This is a genomic window from Gordonia oryzae, assembly GCF_003797185.1.
Classification (GTDB): Bacteria; Actinomycetota; Actinomycetes; order Mycobacteriales; family Mycobacteriaceae; genus Gordonia; species Gordonia oryzae.
On sequence record NZ_RKMH01000001.1, the window covers coordinates 307,816 to 326,839 of the forward strand.

The 19,024-nt window shown below is 67.5% G+C and carries 18 protein-coding genes; 15 read left to right on the forward strand and 3 right to left on the reverse strand.

The features are described 5' to 3' along the window. The first annotated feature begins 171 nt into the window (after positions 1-171). From EF294_RS01435 to EF294_RS01480, 10 genes are all read left to right on the forward strand, one after another. Complete coding sequence (locus tag EF294_RS01435; RefSeq protein WP_123925228.1) at positions 172-363, forward strand: ubiquitin-like protein Pup; 192 nt, start codon at positions 172-174, stop codon at positions 361-363. Continuing rightward, entirely contained in the window at positions 360-1,229 is an 870-nt protein-coding gene (prcB, locus tag EF294_RS01440) for a proteasome subunit beta (protein ID WP_123925229.1), read from the forward strand. Before EF294_RS01435 ends, prcB begins: the two co-directional genes overlap by 4 nt. Next, a complete protein-coding gene (gene prcA, locus EF294_RS01445) occupies positions 1,226-2,026 on the forward strand; it encodes a proteasome subunit alpha (protein ID WP_123925230.1) in 801 nt (266 codons plus the stop codon). Before prcB ends, prcA begins: the two co-directional genes overlap by 4 nt. Before the next feature lie 84 nt (positions 2,027-2,110). Continuing rightward, positions 2,111-3,469, forward strand: a complete 1,359-nt coding sequence (pafA, locus tag EF294_RS01450) for a Pup--protein ligase (RefSeq protein ID WP_123925231.1) — start codon at positions 2,111-2,113, stop codon at positions 3,467-3,469. 16 nt (positions 3,470-3,485) lie between these two features. Next, positions 3,486-4,487: a helix-turn-helix transcriptional regulator gene (locus tag EF294_RS01455; protein ID WP_123925232.1), complete on the forward strand. Its 1,002-nt coding sequence runs from the start codon at positions 3,486-3,488 to the stop codon at positions 4,485-4,487. Further along, complete coding sequence (locus EF294_RS01460) at positions 4,487-5,488, forward strand: helix-turn-helix transcriptional regulator (protein ID WP_123925233.1); 1,002 nt, start codon at positions 4,487-4,489, stop codon at positions 5,486-5,488. Before EF294_RS01455 ends, EF294_RS01460 begins: the two co-directional genes overlap by 1 nt. An 89-nt stretch (positions 5,489-5,577) precedes the next feature. Continuing rightward, a complete protein-coding gene (gene tatA, locus EF294_RS01465; protein ID WP_123925234.1) occupies positions 5,578-5,850 on the forward strand; it encodes a Sec-independent protein translocase subunit TatA in 273 nt (90 codons plus the stop codon). An 11-nt stretch (positions 5,851-5,861) separates the two neighbouring features. Further along, positions 5,862-6,857, forward strand: coding sequence for a twin-arginine translocase subunit TatC (gene tatC / locus EF294_RS01470; protein ID WP_123925235.1), 996 nt, complete (start codon positions 5,862-5,864; stop codon positions 6,855-6,857). 117 nt (positions 6,858-6,974) lie between these two features. Beyond that, a complete protein-coding gene (locus tag EF294_RS01475) occupies positions 6,975-9,812 on the forward strand; it encodes a DEAD/DEAH box helicase (RefSeq protein ID WP_246007601.1) in 2,838 nt (945 codons plus the stop codon). A 231-nt stretch (positions 9,813-10,043) separates the two neighbouring features. Beyond that, complete coding sequence (locus EF294_RS01480) at positions 10,044-11,018, forward strand: DUF4333 domain-containing protein (protein ID WP_123925236.1); 975 nt, start codon at positions 10,044-10,046, stop codon at positions 11,016-11,018. 47 nt (positions 11,019-11,065) lie between these two features. Here the strand turns inward: EF294_RS01480 and EF294_RS01485 are convergent, their stop codons facing one another. After that, positions 11,066-12,031 carry a 5'-3' exonuclease gene (locus tag EF294_RS01485; RefSeq protein ID WP_123925331.1) on the reverse strand — a complete coding sequence of 322 codons (966 nt, stop codon included), beginning with the start codon at positions 12,029-12,031 and terminating at the stop codon, positions 11,066-11,068. 134 nt (positions 12,032-12,165) lie between these two features. Here EF294_RS01485 and EF294_RS01490 point away from each other — a divergent pair, with 134 nt between their 5' ends. After that, a complete protein-coding gene (locus EF294_RS01490) occupies positions 12,166-13,284 on the forward strand; it encodes a M24 family metallopeptidase (RefSeq protein ID WP_123925237.1) in 1,119 nt (372 codons plus the stop codon). A 15-nt stretch (positions 13,285-13,299) separates the two neighbouring features. Here EF294_RS01490 and EF294_RS01495 read toward each other — a convergent pair whose 3' ends face one another. Beyond that, positions 13,300-13,716, reverse strand: coding sequence for a PPOX class F420-dependent oxidoreductase (locus tag EF294_RS01495; protein WP_185090895.1), 417 nt, complete (start codon positions 13,714-13,716; stop codon positions 13,300-13,302). 85 nt (positions 13,717-13,801) lie between these two features. Between EF294_RS01495 and dprE2 the strand changes: the two genes are divergently transcribed. The 4 genes from dprE2 to EF294_RS01515 are packed head-to-tail and all read left to right on the forward strand — an operon-like array spanning position 13,802 to position 17,409. Next, positions 13,802-14,578 carry a decaprenylphospho-beta-D-erythro-pentofuranosid-2-ulose 2-reductase gene (gene dprE2 / locus EF294_RS01500; RefSeq protein ID WP_246007602.1) on the forward strand — a complete coding sequence of 259 codons (777 nt, stop codon included), beginning with the start codon at positions 13,802-13,804 and terminating at the stop codon, positions 14,576-14,578. Further along, positions 14,575-15,858, forward strand: coding sequence for a precorrin-6y C5,15-methyltransferase (decarboxylating) subunit CbiE (cbiE, locus tag EF294_RS01505; protein ID WP_123925239.1), 1,284 nt, complete (start codon positions 14,575-14,577; stop codon positions 15,856-15,858). Before dprE2 ends, cbiE begins: the two co-directional genes overlap by 4 nt. Further along, positions 15,855-16,652 carry a cobalt-precorrin-4/precorrin-4 C(11)-methyltransferase gene (locus tag EF294_RS01510; RefSeq protein ID WP_123925240.1) on the forward strand — a complete coding sequence of 266 codons (798 nt, stop codon included), beginning with the start codon at positions 15,855-15,857 and terminating at the stop codon, positions 16,650-16,652. The genes cbiE and EF294_RS01510 overlap by 4 nt, the downstream gene beginning before the upstream one ends. Next, positions 16,642-17,409, forward strand: a complete 768-nt coding sequence (locus EF294_RS01515; protein ID WP_185090896.1) for a cobalt-precorrin-6A reductase — start codon at positions 16,642-16,644, stop codon at positions 17,407-17,409. Before EF294_RS01510 ends, EF294_RS01515 begins: the two co-directional genes overlap by 11 nt. Positions 17,410-17,461: 52 nt before the next feature. Here EF294_RS01515 and cobJ read toward each other — a convergent pair whose 3' ends face one another. Then, positions 17,462-19,015: a precorrin-3B C(17)-methyltransferase gene (cobJ, locus tag EF294_RS01520; RefSeq protein ID WP_123925242.1), complete on the reverse strand. Its 1,554-nt coding sequence runs from the start codon at positions 19,013-19,015 to the stop codon at positions 17,462-17,464. Positions 19,016-19,024 lie beyond the last annotated feature (9 nt).

A 19,024-nucleotide genomic window follows, 5' to 3' on the forward strand; every position in this document is an offset into this window, starting at 1 on the left:
CGGGACACCCGGCCACCGGGCAGAGTGTCCGACACGGTGTTCGGCGCCGCGCCGCGATGCAGGAGGAAGCGACCAGCGAGCGAAGCGCGCGTTGTCGCTGACGACGAAGAGCGGTGCTCGAGGCGCAGAACACACGCGGCGGCGGAGACGCCGCAGAGCTAAGGAGTGCAGATGGCGCAGGAACAGACCACGCGCGGCGGCGGCGGGGACGACGACGATCTCGGCTCGGACGGCGGTGCGGGTCAGGAACGTCGCGAGAGGCTGACCGAGGACACCGATGATCTGCTCGACGAGATCGACGATGTGCTCGAGGAGAACGCTGAGGACTTCGTGCGTGCCTACGTCCAGAAAGGCGGCCAGTGAGCGACGGGTTCGATTCACTGTTCCCCAATCCCGTACGGCGACCGGCTCTTTCCCTTGGCGCAGACATCTCTTCGTTCAGTGATTACCTGCGGGCGCACGCTCCGGAGCAGTTGCCGGGAGCGCGCGCACAGCACATGAGCGCCGCCACCGACACCTCCGAGATCCCACACGGCACCACCATTGTGGCAGTGAGTTATCCCGGTGGGGTGGTGCTCGCCGGCGATCGGCGTGCGACGATGGGAAATCTCGTCGCCACGCGGGATGTACAGAAGGTCTACATCACCGACGAGTATTCGGCGGCCGGTATCGCCGGTACCGCGGGTATCGCGATCGAGATGGTCCGTTTGTTCACCGTGGAGCTCGAGCATTACGAGAAGATCGAGGGCGTACCGCTGACGCTGGACGGCAAGGTCAGCCGGCTGGCCTCGATGGTGCGTGGCAATCTCGGTGCGGCGCTTCAGGGTCTGGCCGCGATCCCGCTGCTGGTGGGTTACGACATCGATCACGACGACCCGACCGAGCGGGGCCGGATCTTCTCCTTCGATGTCGCGGGCGACCGGCACGAGGAGTTTGGCGGGTACACCGCCATCGGTTCCGGATCGGTATTCGCCAAGTCGTCGATGAAGAAGCTCTACCGTCGCGATCTCGACGTCGACGGCGCGCTGGCGGTGGCGGTGGAGGCGCTCTACGATGCTGCCGACGACGACACCGCCACCGGTGGCCCCGACCTGGTCCGCAAGATCTTCCCGTTGGCGGTTGTGGTGGGTGCGCAGGGTGCCCACGAGGTCGACTCGGAGGCGATCGAGGCGGCCGCACGCGCGATCATCGATCGCCGCGCAGCCGAGCACGAAGGAGATCCGCGGTGACCTTTCCGTATTACGCCAGTGCCGAGCAGATCATGCGCGACCGCTCGGAGCTGGCGCGCAAGGGTATTGCCCGTGGCCGCAGTGTGGTCATCCTGACCTACGCCGACGGTGTGTTGTTCGTCGCCGAGAACCCGTCGAACACGCTGCGCAAGACCAGTGAGATCTACGATCGCATCGGGTTTGCCGCGGTGGGAAAGTACAACGAGTTCGAGAGCCTACGCAAGGCCGGAATCCAGCTCGCGGACATGCGGGGCTACAGCTACGACCGCAACGACGTCTCGGCGCTGAGCCTGGCCAACACCTATGCCAACGCACTCGGATCGGTGTTCACCGAACAGGCCAAGCCCTACGAGGTCGAACTCTGCGTCGCCGAGGTGGCCCGTCCCGGTAAGCCGAAACCCTCGCAGCTGTACCGGATCGGCTACGACGGCTCGATCTCCGACGAGACGCGGTTCCTGGTGATGGGCGGTGCCACCGAATCCATCGCAGCCGCTCTCAAGGACAGCTATGCGGCGGATCTCGATCTCGCGCATGCACTCTCGGTGGCTGTTGCCGCGCTGGCGACCCCCACCGACTCGGGTAATGGCGCCGCGGCCACGCCCCGGGAACTCGCCCCCGGTGATCTCGAGGTCGCGGTCCTCGACCGCAATCGGCCTCGGCGCGCGTTCAAGAGGCTCACCGGCGCACGCGTCGCGGAGGTGCTCGCGAGTGTCGACGGCGCCGGCCCCGATGGCGCCGGCACCTCTGGCACCGCGGGTGAGTCCACCGGGGATTCCGCCCATCCCGCGCCGCAGTGAGCACTGTCTTCCCGGCTACGGACGGCGATGTCGCGTCGCGCGTCCGGCGGGTCGCCGGGGCCGCGCGCGGGTAGGGTTGATCGGGTGCAGCGTCGAATCATGGGCATCGAGACGGAATTCGGTGTTACGTGCACCTTCCACGGTCATCGCCGACTCAGTCCGGACGAGGTGGCCCGGTATCTGTTCCGGCGGGTTGTCTCCTGGGGCCGGTCGTCGAATGTGTTCCTGCAAAACGGTGCGCGGCTTTACCTCGACGTCGGCTCGCATCCGGAGTACGCGACCGCCGAATGCGATGGTCTGGTTCAGCTGATCAACCACGACCGGGCGGGTGAACTCGTCCTCGAGGACCTCTTGATCGATGCCGAGCAGCGCCTGGCCGACGAGGGCATCGGTGGTGACATCTACCTGTTCAAGAACAACACCGATTCGGCCGGCAACTCTTACGGATGCCACGAAAATTATCTGGTGGTGCGGGCGGGCGAGTTCTCCCGCATCTCCGATGTGCTGTTGCCGTTCCTGGTGACCCGACAGCTGATCTGCGGCGCGGGGAAGGTGCTGGCCACCCCGAAGGCGGCGACCTTCTGTCTGTCGCAGCGCGCCGAGCACATCTGGGAGGGTGTGTCGTCGGCGACCACCCGCTCCCGCCCGATCATCAACACCCGCGATGAGCCGCACGCCGACGCCGAGAAGTACCGGCGGCTGCACGTGATCGTCGGCGATTCCAACATGTCGGAGATGACGACGCTGCTCAAGGTCGGCTCGGCGGCGTTGGTGCTGGAGATGATCGAGGCCGGCGTGGTGTTCCGGGATTTCGCCCTGGACAACCCGATTCGCGCGATCCGCGAGGTCAGCCATGACCCCACGGGGCGTCGTCCGGTGCGGCTGGCCGGTGGTCGGCAGGCCAGCGCGCTGGACATCCAACGGGAGTACCACGCGCGTGCCGTCGAGCACCTGGTGAACCGTCGCCCGGATCCGGAGATGAGTATGGTTGTCGATCTGTGGGGCCGGATGCTCGACGCGGTGGAAAGCGGCGACTTTTCCGGGGTGGACACCGAGATCGACTGGGTGATCAAGCGCAAGCTGTTCGAGCGCTATCAGGACCGATATTCGATGGACCTGTCGGACCCGAAGATCGCGCAACTCGACCTGGCTTTCCACGACATCAAGCGTGGTCGAGGCGTTTTCGATGTCCTGTCTCGCAAGGGTCTGGTGCGCCGGATCACCACCGATGAGGCGATCAAGACCGCGGTGAACGAACCGCCGCAGACCACCCGGGCCAAGCTTCGTGGGGACTTCATTTCCGCTGCGCAGAAGGCTGGACGTGATTTCACCGTCGACTGGGTCCACCTCAAGCTCAATGATCAGGCACAGCGAACGGTGCTCTGCAAGGACCCGTTCCGGTCGGTCGACGAGCGCGTCGATCGCCTGATCGCGTCGATGTGAGTCGTAGGCTCGACGGGTGGCATCATCCAAGGTCTCGAAGGTGGAACGACTCCTCAATCTGGTGATCTGCCTGCTGGCGACCAAGCAGTTCGTCACCGCCGAGTACATTCGGCGCAACGTGGTCGGCTACCACGACGACGGGCAGTCGGTCGAGGCGTTCAACCGGATGTTCGAGCGCGATAAGACCGAGCTGCGCGAGCTCGGTATCCCGCTGGTGACCGGCCCCTCGGCGATGGGGCAGGGGCTCGACGGCTATCGCATCAATCGTGACAGTTACGAATTACCCGACCTCTCCTTCGACCGGGACGAGGCCGCGGCGATTGCGATGGCGGCGACGCTGTGGGACACCCCGGAGATCTCGGCCATCTCGCAAACTGCTGTCCTCAAGTTGAGGGCTGCCGGGTTCGATGTCCGCGCCGACGACGAGATCGGGATCTCCGCGGGTGATTCGGCGAGGTCGATGGGAAGTGAGGCGACGCTTGGTGCGTTGTTGCCGGCCATCGAGGCGCAACGAGCCGTGACATTCACCTACCGGGCCGGATCGGGATCGGTGGGAATGCCACGAACCCTCGAACCGTGGGGTGTGGTCACCCATCGAGGCCGCTGGTACGTCGTCGGTCACGATCGGGACCGCGACGACACCCGAACCTTCCGGCTGAGTCGTCTCACCGACGTGATGGCCGTCGGTGAGCCGGGCTCGGTGACCGTCCCCGCCGGCACCGATCTGCAGGCGATCGTCGCCTCGGCGGTCGATTCGGCAGTCGGGGCCGACGGCCGTACCGCGCGGGTGTGGGTGGCACACGGGCGCGCTGCGGGCCTACGGCGACATGCGACCGGCCAGTCCGCGCAGGAGTACGAGGGCGAACCCGGCGACGTCCTCGACATCGAGATCAGCTCGCTCACCGGTCTGGCGCGGATGGTGCTCGGCGCCGGTGCCGATGCGGTAGTGCTCTCGCCGCCGGAGCTGAGGCAGATCGTCATCGATGCTCTCGACACCCTGACGCAGGAGAGTGCCTGATGGCCCAGGCTGCACCGTCTCGATTGAGTCGCCTGCTTGCGCTCGTCCCGTATTTCCTTGCCCACGAAGGCATCTCGATCGATCAGGCCGCGGCCGATCTCGGGGTGACCGAGCGCCAGCTGACCAAGGACCTCGAGCAACTGTTCGTGTGCGGCCTGCCGGGCTACTACCCGGACGATCTCATCGAGGTCGAGTTCAGCGAGGGACACGTACACGTCGGATTCACTGCGGGGATGGACCGGCCGCTGCGGCTGACCCCGACCGAGGCCAGCATCCTGCTGGTGGCATTGCGCGCGCTCGTCGACACCCCGGGTGTCCTCGACCGCGAAGCGGCCGGACGGGCCATCGCCAAGATCGAGCAGGCGGTCGGTGCGCCGGCACCCGGTGCCGCGGGCGGCTCCGGGCTCGCCCCTCTCGCCTCCGGCGACGACCTCACCGAGTCTCCTCGTTATCGCCTCGTCCGGGAGTCGGTGCGGTCGAGCCGTGCCCTGGCGTTGAACTACTACTCGGCGAGCCGTGACGTGGTGACCAGGCGGATCATCGACCCGATCTCGCTGCAGGCCGTTGACGGTCATACCTATCTGCAGGCCTGGTGCCGCGAGAGCGAGGGCGTCCGGCTGTTCCGTTTCGACCGGATCGACGAGGCGGTGATGCTCGACGAACCGGCCGCACCGCCCGATCAGGCGCGCCACACCGTGCAGTCGCCGATCCTCACCGAGAACCCCGACCTTCCGTCGGTGGACATCGAGATCGATTCCTCGGAGTTGTGGATTCTCGACTACTACACCGTCGACCCACTCGAACCGATTGAGAATCGGCCCTCTCCGTCCGCGCCGGTCCGGGCTCGCCTGGTCTACGGCTCGGCGGACTGGTTGACCCGCTTCCTCCTCGGTTTCGGTGGGCGAGTGCGCATCGCCGACGACGCCGAGATGGCGACGGCGATCCGCGTCGAAGCCGCGCGCGCCCGGGCGCGCTACGCGAGCGGCCCCGCGGGGGCGTGAACAAGAATCGTCACACTTGCAGTGAGGGGTATTCCGGGGTGCGGGGTAGGATGTCCCTCGGGCCGAGAAATGGCGGGAGAGGTAGTGCGATGGGTTTAACGTCATGGTGGCACTGGGCCATCGTGCTGGTGGTTCTGGTGTTGCTCTTCGGATCGAAGAAGCTGCCCGACGCCGCACGCGGACTCGGCCAGTCACTGCGAATCTTCAAGAGCGAGGTCCAGGAGATGCAGAAGGACGGGGAGACCCGACCGACCGCCGCCGAACCCGTTCCGCCGCGTGAACTGCCGACCTCCTCGCAGACGCCGCCGCACGACCCGGCAACTCCGAAGGCGCCGGCCGACAACACGAAGAAGCCCGCCTAGGCGCGTACGGCGTGCGGATCTCACTCGACCCGCGGAAGCGACAACGCAAGCTCAACCCCGACGGCACCATGCCGTTGGTGGAGCACCTGCAGGAGCTTCGCTACCGACTCCTCGTGGCTATGGCGGCCATCATCGTCACCACTGTCGTCGGCTTCGTCTGGTACTCACACGGCATCCCCGGCGTCACATCCCTCGGCGATCTACTGCGCGAGCCCTACTGTTCGCTGCCGCCGTCGACCCGGGCGACGCTGACGCCCGACGGCAGCTGTCGGCTCCTCGCGACCGGCCCCTTCGACCAGTTCATGTTGCGTCTGAAGGTCGCGTTGACCGCAGGCATGGTGCTGGCGTGCCCCGTCTGGCTGTATCAGCTCTGGCAGTTCGTAACCCCGGGCCTGCACGCCAACGAACGCAAGTACGCGATGAGTTTCGTCTCCGCGGCGGCGGTGCTGTTCGCCGGTGGTGCGGTGATGGCCTACCTGGTGGTGGCCAAGGCTTTCCATTTCCTGTTGACTGTTGGTAACGACGTACAGGTGACCGCCCTGGCCGGTGACCAGTATTTCGGCTTCATGATCCATCTGCTGATCATCTTCGGCGTGAGCTTCGAACTCCCGCTGCTCATCGTCGCACTCAACCTTGTCGGGGTCGTCAGCTATCAGAAGCTCAAGGCGTGGCGTCGCGGGCTCATCTTCACGATGTTCGTTTTCGCGGCGATCGTCACCCCCGGCCAGGACCCGTTCACGATGCTGGCGTTGTCCCTGGCGTTGACAGTGCTGCTTGAGGTCGCTGTCCAGATCGCCCGCGTCAACGATCGGCGCAAGACTCGCCGAACCCGGGAATGGGACGCCCTGGCCGACGACCAGGCCAGCACGATCCCCGCGCCGTCGGCGCCGCCGGTGGCCACGCGGCTGGACCCGGCCGTCGGCGTGAGCCCCACAAGCCGCCCCACCGAGCGGGGCACGCCAGGTGCCCGGGTGCGCGACGTATCCACCTTCGACGACATCCTCTGACCCGGAGATCGGGCGATCTGGCGACCCGTCGACGTCTCACTCGGCCATCGTCTGACCGAGCCATGACCGAGATGCATAGTGAGCACCGATGGCCTCGAAGATGACATGCTGGTGTCGATGACTTCCTCGAACCGTCTCGACGCTCCCTCCGCCACCGCGGAATCGGCGTTCGACACCTTCGTCGGCCGCCTGGACTTCCGTCTCGACGATTTCCAGATCCGCGCCTGCCACGCTCTGGAGAGCGGCCACGGCGTCCTCGTCTGTGCCCCCACGGGTGCGGGCAAGACCATCGTTGGCGAGTTCGCCGTGCACCTGGCGCTCGCGTCGGGCAGCAAGTGCTTCTACACCACGCCGATCAAGGCATTGAGTAATCAGAAGTACGCCGACCTGGTCGCGGTGTACGGCGCCGCGTCGGTCGGGCTGCTCACCGGTGACACCTCGATCAACTCCGACGCGCCGGTGGTGGTGATGACCACCGAGGTCGTGCGCAACATGATCTACGCGAACTCCCCGGCGCTGAACGGCTTGTCGCATGTGGTGATGGACGAGGTGCACTTCCTCGCTGACCGCTTCCGAGGCGCCGTGTGGGAAGAGGTCATCCTGCATCTCGAACCCTCGGTGCGGGTGGTCAGCCTGTCGGCGACGGTGAGCAACGCCGAGGAGTTCGGCGAGTGGATTCAGACGGTCCGAGGCGACACCACGGTGATTGTCGACGATCACCGGCCGGTTCCGCTGACCCAACACGTGCTGGTCGGCAGCCGCCTGTTCGACCTGTTCGACTCCCGCAGTTCGGCGGGCGATCATCGGCTGAAGGTCAATCCCGAGCTGAAGCGCTTCATCCGCCACCGGATGCTTCTCGACGATGGCGACGGCCAGCGCGGGAGCCGGGGGCGCGGTCCCCGACGCAAGCCGGGCCCGCCCCGGCCACAGGTCGTCGCACGTCTGGAGAAGGACGGCTTGCTGCCCGCGATCGGCTTCATCTTCTCCCGTGCCGGTTGCGATGGCGCGCTGGCGCAGTGTCTGCGGTCGGGTCTGAACCTGCTCACCCCCGATCAGGTCGCGGCGGTGGACGAGGTGGTGGATCGACATCTGACCGAACTCTCGCCCGCCGATGCCGACGTGCTGGGTGTCGACGAGTGGCGGGCGGGTCTGCGTCGCGGGTTCGCTGCGCATCATGCCGGGTTGTTGCCGACCTTCCGGCACACGGTCGAGGAACTCTTCGTCCGCGGACTGGTCCGCATGGTGTTCGCCACCGAGACCCTGGCATTGGGCATCAACATGCCCGCCCGGTCGGTGGTGCTCGAGCGGCTCGTCAAGTTCAACGGTGAGGCGCATGTGGACCTCAGCCCTGGGGAATTCACCCAGCTGACCGGCCGAGCTGGTCGACGCGGGATCGACGTCGAAGGACACGCGGTGGTCGTGTGGTCACCGGAACTGATCCCGGAGCAGGTTGCCGGATTGGCCGGTGCCCGTACCTTTCCGCTGCGGAGTTCCTTCGCGCCGGAATACAACATGGCAACGAATCTGATCGGGCGACTCGGTCTTGCCGGGTCGCGCGATCTGCTCAACCGCTCCTTTGCGCAGTTTCAGGCGGACCGTTCGGTGGTCGGTCAGGCGCGCAAGGTCGACGAGATGAGCCGTCAGTTGCGGCGTCTCGACGTCGAACTCGCCGGTGCTGCGCAGCGCCGGGGGATCGATCCGGGACCGGTCGGCGTCGGCGCAGACACCGCAGGTCCGGCAGATGGTGCAGAGGTCGTACACGGTGCCGACAAACCCTACGCGGGCTTCCTCGGATACATCACCCTGCGTGAGGACATCCGTCGGCGCGAACGTGATCTGCGGTTCCGGCGTCGCGTCGAGGGTCGGGATGCGATCGCCGACGAACTCGCCTCGCTCAAACGGGGTGCGGTCATCGGTGTGCCGACGGGGCGTCATCGCGGGATCGCGGTGGTGGTGGAGACGGCCGGGGCGCCGGTCGACCCGAAACCGCTGGTGCTCACCGAGGACGCCTGGTGCGGTCGGGTCGGGGTGGCCGATTTCGTCAATCCGCCGGAGGTCCTCGGCGGAATGCGCTTACCGCGCAACGCCGATCGTCGTACCGGGCGAGGTCGCCGCGACCTCGCTTCGGCGCTGCGCTCCACCGGTATCGAGATGCCCCGTGGGCGCGGGAGCAAGAAGCGTGCCGAGGCCGCCGACGACGCCGAGCTCAAGCGGCTCCGGCACGCACTGAAAGCGCATCCCGCCCACGGGATCGAGGCCTCTGACGATCTGTTCCGGCTGGCCGAACGGCGCAATCGGCTGCTACGCGACATCGTCGACGCGCAGGCTAGGATCGGCGCGCGCACCTCGACGCTGGGTGTCACCTTCGACCACATCGTCGGGGTGCTCAGTGAACTCGGTTATGTGGAGTACGTCGATGAGACCGTGCGTGTCACCCCGACCGGTGAGGTGCTCGCCCGGATCTACAGCGAGAGCGACCTGGTGGTCACCGAGTGCATCCGGGCGGGGATCTGGGACAAGCTCTCACCGCCGGACCTGGCAGCCGTCGTCGCCGCGATGGTCTTCGAATCACGCCGCGAGAGCTACTCCGGTGCCGATGCGATGAGCGGCAATCCGGCGCTGCGCACTGCCCTGGCCGAGACCATCGCGATCTGGCGCTCGGTAACCTCCGTGGAGACCCGCCACCACGTCTCGCCGACACGGGAACCCGATACCGGCTTCTCCATCGCGGTCTCGATGTGGGTGTCGGGCCGGTCGTTGACCGAGGCGCTCGCCGCGGCCGGTGAGCGCGGACATCTGCTCTCGCCGGGGGATTTCGTCCGATGGAACCGACAGGTCGTCGACCTGCTCGAACAGATCCGGCTGTGTGTGGGTGCGGATTCGCCGCTGGCGCGCCCCGCGCGCGTTGCGGTGGGGGCCATCCGCCGCGGCGTCGTCGCCGCCGAACTGGGCTGACGGTCGATATTCGGTCGTCCGACCGACGCGATTCGTCGCCGTCGGGCACATTGAGGGATCGAGGGCGGTCGCTGGGGTAACGTTTCTTGCTGATCGGACCGGTGGGCGACCTCCCGCGTTGATGCCGGCGGACAGGCCGGGTGCACCTCGGGTGATTTTGCCGACCATGAAGATCGGGCGAATCGGCGACACGCGCATGCCAAGCGGCGCAGCGAAGGCGGGAGACCACAGATGAGCAATCCGGAAGACCCCAGCAACAAGGTTCCGGGTACCCCGGCTGGCGGCGACGCGGCTCCGGGCGGCCCTGCCGCACTCGCGAACCCGACGGAAGCCGGAACCGACGGCAAGACCGAGGTCGTGCAGATTCCCGGGCACGTGCAGCAGCCACCGCAGGCGCCGCCGACCACCGCCACCCCGGCCGGTTATCCCGTCCAGCCGGGCCCTCCCCAGCAACCCGGATACCCTGCACCGGGTTACGGAACCCCTTCGGCGCCATCGGGATTCGGCGCGACGAGCGGTCAGCAGTACAACCCGACCCAGATGGCGCCCACCAGCCAGCCCCAGCAGTTCGGTCAGACCCCGCAATTCACTCAGGGCCAGGCTTACGGCCCGCCCCAGCAGTTCGGCCAGCCCCAGCCATACGGTCAGCAGCCCGGCCAGGCGAGCGCGCCGAACGGCGCTGAAGCCCAAACGCCGTACGGCGGCCCGGCCCAGCAGCCGGGGGCTCCGTATGGTCAGCAGCCCGGGACCACGCCCTACGGTGCCCAGAGTCAGCCGGGTACCGCCGGTTTCGGCCAGTTCAACCAGCCGCAACCGGGACAGCCCGGCCCCTACGGTGCGTACGGAGCACCCGGCGACCAGTTCGCCGGCATGGCCGCGCCCACGCAGAAGAAGGGTCTCTGGAGGGGACTGATCGCCGTGGGCGCGGTCCTGATCGTCGCGGCGATCGCGATCGTCGTCACCGGATGGCTGTGGTGGTGGCCGCGTGAACTGGATCAGACGGCCGCGCAGAACGGTGTCAAACAGGTTCTCACCGAGCAGTACCAGGCCAGCGACGTCTCGGATGTGAGCTGCCCGTCCGGCCAGAAGGTCAAGAAGGGCAACTCCTTCACGTGCACGGCGACCGTCGGCGGCCAGAAGCAGAACGTCAAGGTCACCTTCCTCGACGACGACGGCAAGTACCAGGTGGCGCGACCGACCAGCTGAGCCCGACCGGGGCCACACCACGACACGCGGCCGGACGCCGGACGCGATCAGCGCGGCACGTCGAGATCCCACCCCAGAGCCTTGGACAGGCGGCCGACCGACGTCCCGATCCCCAGTTCGGCCGCGAGTTCGACCAGACGCCCCGGATCCGCCGGTGCCGCGGGTAAGCGGTCGTCGGTGCTCTCCACGGTCTCGGCGTCGGTACGGACGAAGACCACCGTGCGCGCGGCGCTCAGATAGTCGGCGGAAGCGATGAGTGCCTTGCGGTTTCGTGGGGTCAGCGATGACGACGGATCGGCGGCCGCGGTTTCGAGTTCGTCGAGTCCGCCGTATTCGGTGATGAGCTTGGCCGCGGTCTTCTCGCCGATCCCGCTCACCCCGGGCAGACCGTCGGACGGGTCGCCGCGCAGGATCGACATCTCCGCGTACCCCGCACCGGCACGCTCGGTGGGCACGCCGTACTTCTCGCCGACCTCCACCGGACCCATCATCTCCGCCTTCGCCAGCCCTCGACCGACATAGAGAACCCGCACGCGGACCGGGTCGTCGGCGACGACCTGCAGCAGATCCCGGTCGCCGCTCACCACGATCACGTCGTCGGTGGACTCGGCGAACGCCAACGTGCCGATCACATCGTCGGCCTCGCAGCCTGCTGCACCCGAGGTGGCGACTCCGGCCGCGGCGAGCACCTCGAGGATCATGTCAACCTGCGGGGTGAGGGTGTCCGGAACTTCCTCGATATCGACGGTTATAGCGCCACCCCCGAGGGTGTCGCCGGCCGGCTGGGCCACCCGATGCGCCTTGTAGGAGGGGATGAGGTCGGTACGGAACGACGGTCGCCAGTCGAGATCGAGGCAGACCACCAGTCGCGTCGGTCCCTCGCGCGTCACCAGGGTGGCGATGGTGTCGAGAAAGCCGCGGACGGCGTTGACGGGCCGACCGTCGGGCGTGGTCATCTTCTCCGGCAGTGCGAAGAACGCGCGGAACCACAAGCTGGCTCCGTCGAGCAGCATCACGGTGCCGTGGGTGGATCGTCCGGTGTCGGTCACGCCCACAACTCTGTCATCCCGCGCCGACATCACGCGCGAGGCTCCGACGCCTTGGCGTCGAATCCGACCCACCACCGCCGTCCGCGTAGGCTGCCCGCATGGGTAGTGCTTCGCGATTCGACTCCGATGTGTACCGCACGAGGGTGGCCCGTGCGGCCGAACTGACCGCCGGCGCCGGACTCGACGCCCTGATCGTCTCGCCCGGCCCGGACCTGCGGTATCTGATCGGTTCGCGCGCGCAGACCTTCGAGCGGTTGACGGCGTTGGTGATCGGCGCCGACGGCACCACGCGCCTGGTCGTGGCGCGTCTGGAGCTGGCCTCGGTACGTGAGTCGACGGCCGCGGATCTCGGTATCGAGATCGTCGACTGGGTCGACGGTCAGGACGCCCACGCGCTGGCCCTGGCCGGGTTGCCCGACCACCCGCAACTCGCGGTGTCCGACGCGATGCCCGCCCTGCACCTCGTGCCGATCGCGCAGCGGGTCGCCGCCACCCCGGCCTTGGCCACCGATGTGTTGCGCGAACTGCGCATGATCAAGGACGAGGAGGAGATCGAGGCGTTGCGCCGGGCCGGTGCGGCCATCGATCGAGTGCATGCGCGCATGGGTGAATGGCTGCGGCCGGGACGCACCGAAAAGGACGTCGCCGACGACATCGCCGCGGCGATCGTCGCCGAGGGCCACACGGGGGCGGAGTTCGTCATCGTCGGCTCCGGACCACATGGCGCCGACCCGCACCACGAGTTCTCCGACCGGGTGATCGAGCCCGACGACATCGTGGTCATCGACATCGGCGGCCCGGTCGAGCCCGGATACAACTCGGACTCCACCCGCACCTACTGCTTCGCGTCCCCGCCCGTCGAGGTCGCCGAGGCCTACGCCGCTCTACAAGACGCCCAGGCGCGTGCGGTGCAAGCGGTGCGGCCGGGCGTCACCGCCGAATCGATCGACGCCGCCGCCCGCGACCTGCTACGTGAGCGTGGGCTGGCCGAGAACTTCATCCACCGCACCGGCCACGGCATCGGCCTGTCGGTCCACGAGGAGCCCTACATCGTGGGCGGAAACGATCTGATACTGCGGCCGGGAATGGCCTTCAGCGTCGAACCGGGTGTGTATTTCGCCGGACGATGGGGTGCGCGGATCGAGGACATCGTCGTGGTCACCGACGACGGCCACGAAGCACTCAACGTACGGCCGCACGACCTCGTGGTGCTCTGAACTCTCGTCGACCTCTCACTCCTGTGGTGGTTCGCCGAGCAGCGTGCGCGACCCCAGCACCCGTTCGACGCCGACCTCGATGACCACCCGTCGCGGATTCGGCCGGGGTTCGCGGTAGCGCAGCGCGTATCGCTGTTCGGCATCGGTGATCTGCTCGGGTTCGCGACGGATGCGGGCCGGCCCTTCCAGGGTCAGCCAGCGCGGCCCGTCGACGTGGGTGAGCGCCGCGTATCCGCCGCGTTCGACGTTGCGCACCTTCTGGTTGCCGTCGCTGGTGATGACCCGGGCCAGACCCGTTGCCTCGTCGTAGGTGAACCCCACGGCCGCGACGTGCGGTGTGCCGTCGGCACGCACGGTCGCGATGGTCGCGAGGTGGCGCTCGGCGAGAAAGGACAAGGCATCGGAGCCGAGATCGGCGTGCGTGCGTGGCATGGGTTTCACGGTAGCGGTCATCGGTGGGTGATCACGCGGACGCCCGGCACCTCGCGCGACCCCGCGCGATGCGATACTGCATCCCGTGGCAGACGAGGGTGTGGAGTCCGATCGCGGGACCGTGGTCGTCTTCGGCGGTCGCAGCGAGATCGGCGTGGCGTTGGCCGAACGGTTGTGCGCCGGCCGGGTCGTCATCCTCGCCGCCCGCCGCCCCGGCGATCTCGCACCGCAACGGCAGAGCCTGCTCGCGGCGGGAGCCGCCGACGTCGTCACCGTGGCCTTCGACGCCGACGACACCGCGACCCACCCAGCGTTGATCGGCACCCTTACCGGCGAACACGGACCGATCGCGATCGCGATCGTGGCGTTCGGCATCCTCGGCGATCAGGCGCGCGCCGAAACCGATGTGGCCCACGCCCTTCAGATCGCGCACACCGACTATCTCGCCCAGATCAGTGTGCTGACCCCGCTTGCGACGGCCATGCGCGCCGAGGGCAGCGGGACCATCATCGTCTTCTCCTCGGTCGCCGGGGTTCGGGTGCGCCGCGCCAACTACGTGTACGGCTCCACCAAGGCCGGTCTGGACGGCTTCGCCAGCGGCCTTGCGGATGCGTTGCATGGCAGTGGCGTTCGGCTGCTCCTGGCCCGCCCCGGCTTCGTCATCGGCAACATGACAGCGGAGCTGATGGCGCAGGGCACCCGACCCGCACCGTTGTCGGTGACGGCCGACGAGGTCGCTGACGCGGTGGCGCGTGCCTACCGCAAGCGACGATCCGAGGTGTGGATACCGGCCTCCCTGCGTCCGCTGTTCGCCGGAATGCGACTACTGCCGAGAGCGATCTGGCGGAGACTGCCCCGATGACTGATTCTGTTCCCACTCTTGATAACTCGACCTTCGTCGTTGTCGGAATCGGTGCCGACGGCTGGGACGGACTGTCACCAATCGCGCGGTCCGAACTCACCTCGGCACAGGTGATCTTCGGTTCGTCCCGGCAACTGGCCCTGCTGCCCGATATCGGTGTCACGACGGTTGCCTGGCGATCGCCCATGTCGGAGCATCTCGATGCCGTCCTCACCGGGTCGTCCGAAGAGCTCGCCCGGTACCGCGGACCCGACGGCACCGGTATCCATCTGCTGGCAAGCGGGGATCCGATGTTCCACGGACTCGGTGCCACCATTGTCGCTGCGGTCGGCGCACACCGCGTGCAGGTCATCCCGACGGTCTCGAGTGCCTCGCTGGCATGCGCCCGCCTCGGGTGGGATCTCGCCGATGTCGCAGTCGTCAGTGCGGTGACCGCCGACCCGGAGATCGTGCTCACCGAGATCAGCAACGCCCGACGTCTGCTGGTACTCGCACGTGACGACACGACCCCCGCCCGCCTCGCCGAACTGCTCGTGGCCCATGGCTTCGGCGCTTCGCCGTTCACCGTGTTGGAGCAGCTGGCCGGGCCTCACGAGCGGGTGCGTGGCGCGCGTGCCGACAGCTGGGATCCGGCCACCGTCGTCGACCCACTGAACATCATCGCCATCGACTGCATCGGCCCGAGGCGCTCGCCACTACCGGGTCGCGATGAGAGCGCGTTCGAGCACGACGGACAGATCACCAAGTCCGTCATCCGTGCCCTCACGGTGTGCGCGTTGGCGCCGTCCTACCGACAAACGTTGTGGGACATCGGTTCCGGATCCGGTAGCGTCGCGATCGAATGGTTGCGCGCACAACCAGGCGGCGTGGTGATCGCCTTCGAACGCGACATGACTCGGGCCGAGCGACTCCGCATCAACGCTCGTCGGCACGGTGTGTTGGGACGGGTGACGGTCGGTGGTGCTGTACCGGATGCGTTGGTACACGCCCCCACTCCCGACGCGGTATTCATTGGCGGCGGTCTCTCTCCGCGGGTACTCGACACCGCGTGGGCAGCGCTGCGGCCGGGTGGGCGGCTCGTCGCCAACGCGGTGACCATCGAGACACAGGCAATCCTCGCCGACTGGCATCGGATGCACCGCGATTCCACCGAATCGACGCTACGTCGGTTCGCGGTGGAGACCGCGGAACCACTCGGCGGCTACCTCACCTGGCGCCCGGCACTGCCCATCGTCACCTGGGCGGGAAGCAAGGCGCTCGACGGGACCGGGACGTCGTGACGCTGTTCCTGATCGGCGCAGGCCCGGGCGCCGTCGACCTCATCACCGTGCGCGGTGCCCGGATTCTCGGTCGTTGCCAGACTGTCCTGGTGGCCGGATCGCTGGTGCCCGCGGAAATCCTCGAGATGTGTCCGCAGGACGCCACGATCATCGACACCGCACGAATGCCGCTGGAGCAGATCGTTTCCCATATCGTCGATGCGCATCGCGCCGGCCACGATGTGGCCCGACTGCACTCGGGAGATCTCTCGCTGTACTCGGCCGTGGCCGAACAGGTCGCCAGGGTCCGCGCCGAGGGTATCGACGTCGAATGGGTGCCCGGCGTTCCGGCCTTCGCCGCCGCGGCGTCGGCGCTGCAGAACGAGTTGACAGTACCCGGGATCGGTCAGAGTCTGCTCGTGACCCGGGTGTCAACGCTGTCGACCGACATGCCACCCGGCGAGGACCTCGCCGACCTAGCAGCGGCGGGCGTAACACTCGCGCTGCATCTCGCCGCCCATCGTGCGACGCAGATCGTAGAGACGTTGCGCCCCGTGTACGGCAACGATTGCCCTACTGCCACCGTCGCTTTCGCTTCCCGCTCAGATCAGCTGATCATTCGCAGTCGGCTCGCCGACCTCGCCACCGCACTGGCCGACGCGGGCATCACCCGCACCGCGGTGATCTTCGTCGGACGTGTTCTCGACGCCGCCGATCATCCCGACCGTCTCGAGAGCTATCTGTACTCTCAGGCTCGGATGACCAAGTTGCGTAACGACTCCCGTGGGTATCGGGGAGATCCTGATGGCGGCTAGCCCGCCGCCGGGCCGTGGCTGTGTGCTGGTCCTCGGTGGCACGGCGGAGGCTCGCGGTCTCGCTGCGGACCTGCACCACGACGGTATCGAGGTGGTGAGTTCGTTGGCCGGGCGAGTCGCCCAGCCCCGCCTGCCCGTCGGCGCGGTCCGCATCGGTGGCTTCGGCGGTGTTGACGGGATGTCGGCGTGGTTGCACGACAACCACGTTCGCGCCGTGGTCGACGCTACCCACCCGTTCGCCGCCACGATCACCGCGCATGCCGTCACGGCGTGTGCCGCGACCGGCACACCGTTGCTGCGGCTTCGACGTGCTCCGTGGGTCGCACGTCCCGGTGACCACTGGACGCAGGTGCCCGACATCCGCGGCGCGGCCACGGCGCTCACCGGCCACGACGGTCGCATCCTGCTCACCACCGGACGCCAGGACGCCGACGCTTTCGCCGGGATCACCGACGCATGGTTCCTGATCCGGGTGGTTGACGCGCCCACCGGTCGGTTGCCTGCCCAACACACGATCGTGCGCTCCCGCGGTCCGTATCACCTCGATGCCGAACGCCAACTACTGCAGGAGAATCGGATCGACACGTTGGTGACCAAGAACAGCGGGGGAGAGTTGACCTACCCCAAACTCGACGCAGCCGCCCAACTGGGCATCCGGGTGATCATGGTCGACAGACCAACCGAACCGAGGGGTGTCACCGCCGTCGACGACGTCGTCTCGGCATCAGCATGGGTCCGCACGCTCACCGACGGGTGACATCGGCCGGTTTGCCGCCTGGTGCGCCTAGCGCTCAGCGTGCCATGAGCGCTCAACGACCCGGGTGGCTGCGCGGGGTGTAGACGAGATCACCGCCGCCACGTCGCACGACCCGGGTGGCCGACGACCCGATGATGATCAGCGTGCGCATGTCGACGACCGCCGGATCGAAGTCACCGACAGTGGTTACCATCAGCGATTGCTCGTCGCCGCCGACGTCGCGTCCGAGGACGAGCACCCGATCTGCCGAAACCGATTCGGTCAGAATACCTTTCAGCGCCGACACCTGCCAGGTACGACTGCGCGACCCGGGGTTGTAGATCGCGATCACCAGATCGGCGGCCACCGCGCGGCGGATCCGATCGGCGATCACCTCCCATGGCTTGAGCCGATCCGACAGTGAGATCACCGCGAAGTCGTGGCCGAGTGGTGCACCGACCGCCGCCGCGACGGCGGTCGCCGCAGTCATGCCCGGGACGACCCGCACCGGTACATCGGCCCACCGGGGTTCGGCGGCCACCTCGGACACTGCTGAGGCCATCGCGAACACTCCCGGGTCGCCGGAGGACACCACCACGACTCGGGCGCCTCGGGCCGCGAGATCCAGTGCGAACTCAGCACGTTCGGCCTCGACCCGGTTGTCGCTGGGGTGGATGCGTTGTCCCGGCCGCGGTGACACACGTGCCAGATAGGTCTTGTAGCCGACCAGGTCGGTGGCCGCCGCCAATTCTCGCTCCACCTGCGGGGTGGTCCACTCGTCGGCACCGGGCCCAAGGCCGACGACGACCACCTCCGCCCGCGGCCGGTCGGGGGCAGCTGCACGCGGGTTGTTCATGCGACCCGGCACCACCACCATCGAGAAGTACGGCACCTCAGTGGGGTCGACCTCGGCGACCGGGGCCACCTTCTGTGCGGTGGTGGATGCGCGTTCGACGTACCACGCCTCGTCGAGCCGGCCTGCCTCGCGCAACGCCTCGCGCACCCCGGTGAAGGTCCGGCCGAGTTTGACGACAGCGAAAGCATCGGCGTGGGTGAATAATTCACGCATTCTGGGCACCGGAAGGGTGCCCGGAACGACGGTCAGCGTTTCCTCGGCCTCCACGAGCGGCACCTCGATCGCCGCCGACGCCGCACTCACCGATGTCACGCCCGGGATGATCTCGGTCGGAAACTCGGCGGCCAGGCGTTTGTGCATGTGCATGTACGAACTGAAGAACAGCGGGTCGCCCTCGGCGAGCAGGGCCACGTCGCGGCCCGCGCGCAGGTGAGTGGCGAGCAGTTCGGCGCTGTCGGCGTAGAAGTCGTCGAGCGCACCGCGATAGCCGCCCGGATGGTCGGCGGCCTCGGTGGTCACCGGGTACATCAACCTCTCTTCGATCTGACCCGGACGCAGATACGGCTCCGCGACCCTGCGGGCGATACTGCGGCCGTGGCGTGCGCAGTGATAGGCCACAACCTCGGCTGAACCGATCACCCGCGCGGCCTTGACCGTCATCAATTCACTGTCACCGGGTCCCAAACCGACACCCCACAGGGTGCCGAGGCGCCGCGAAGACACTGCTTGTGAGGACACCGCTTGTGAGGACACCGCTTGCTCTGAATTCATGATCGACGA

What these genes read in the sequence shown, in the direction of transcription:
- tatA (WP_123925234.1), top strand. Translation starts at nt 5,578, where the DNA reads ATGGGTTTAACGTCATGGTGGCACTGGGCCATCGTGCTGGTGGTTCTG.
- EF294_RS01515 (WP_185090896.1), top strand. Translation starts at nt 16,642, where the DNA reads ATGGCGGCTAGCCCGCCGCCGGGCCGTGGCTGTGTGCTGGTCCTCGGT.
- EF294_RS01460 (WP_123925233.1), top strand. Translation starts at nt 4,487, where the DNA reads ATGGCCCAGGCTGCACCGTCTCGATTGAGTCGCCTGCTTGCGCTCGTC.
- EF294_RS01490 (WP_123925237.1), top strand. Translation starts at nt 12,166, where the DNA reads ATGGGTAGTGCTTCGCGATTCGACTCCGATGTGTACCGCACGAGGGTG.
- EF294_RS01485 (WP_123925331.1), bottom strand. Translation starts at nt 12,031, where the DNA reads ATGCTGCTCGACGGAGCCAGCTTGTGGTTCCGCGCGTTCTTCGCACTG.
- EF294_RS01495 (WP_185090895.1), bottom strand. Translation starts at nt 13,716, where the DNA reads ATGCCACGCACGCACGCCGATCTCGGCTCCGATGCCTTGTCCTTTCTC.
- cobJ (WP_123925242.1), bottom strand. Translation starts at nt 19,015, where the DNA reads ATGAATTCAGAGCAAGCGGTGTCCTCACAAGCGGTGTCCTCACAAGCA.
- EF294_RS01480 (WP_123925236.1), top strand. Translation starts at nt 10,044, where the DNA reads ATGAGCAATCCGGAAGACCCCAGCAACAAGGTTCCGGGTACCCCGGCT.
- EF294_RS01475 (WP_246007601.1), top strand. Translation starts at nt 6,975, where the DNA reads ATGACTTCCTCGAACCGTCTCGACGCTCCCTCCGCCACCGCGGAATCG.
- EF294_RS01435 (WP_123925228.1), top strand. Translation starts at nt 172, where the DNA reads ATGGCGCAGGAACAGACCACGCGCGGCGGCGGCGGGGACGACGACGAT.
- cbiE (WP_123925239.1), top strand. Translation starts at nt 14,575, where the DNA reads ATGACTGATTCTGTTCCCACTCTTGATAACTCGACCTTCGTCGTTGTC.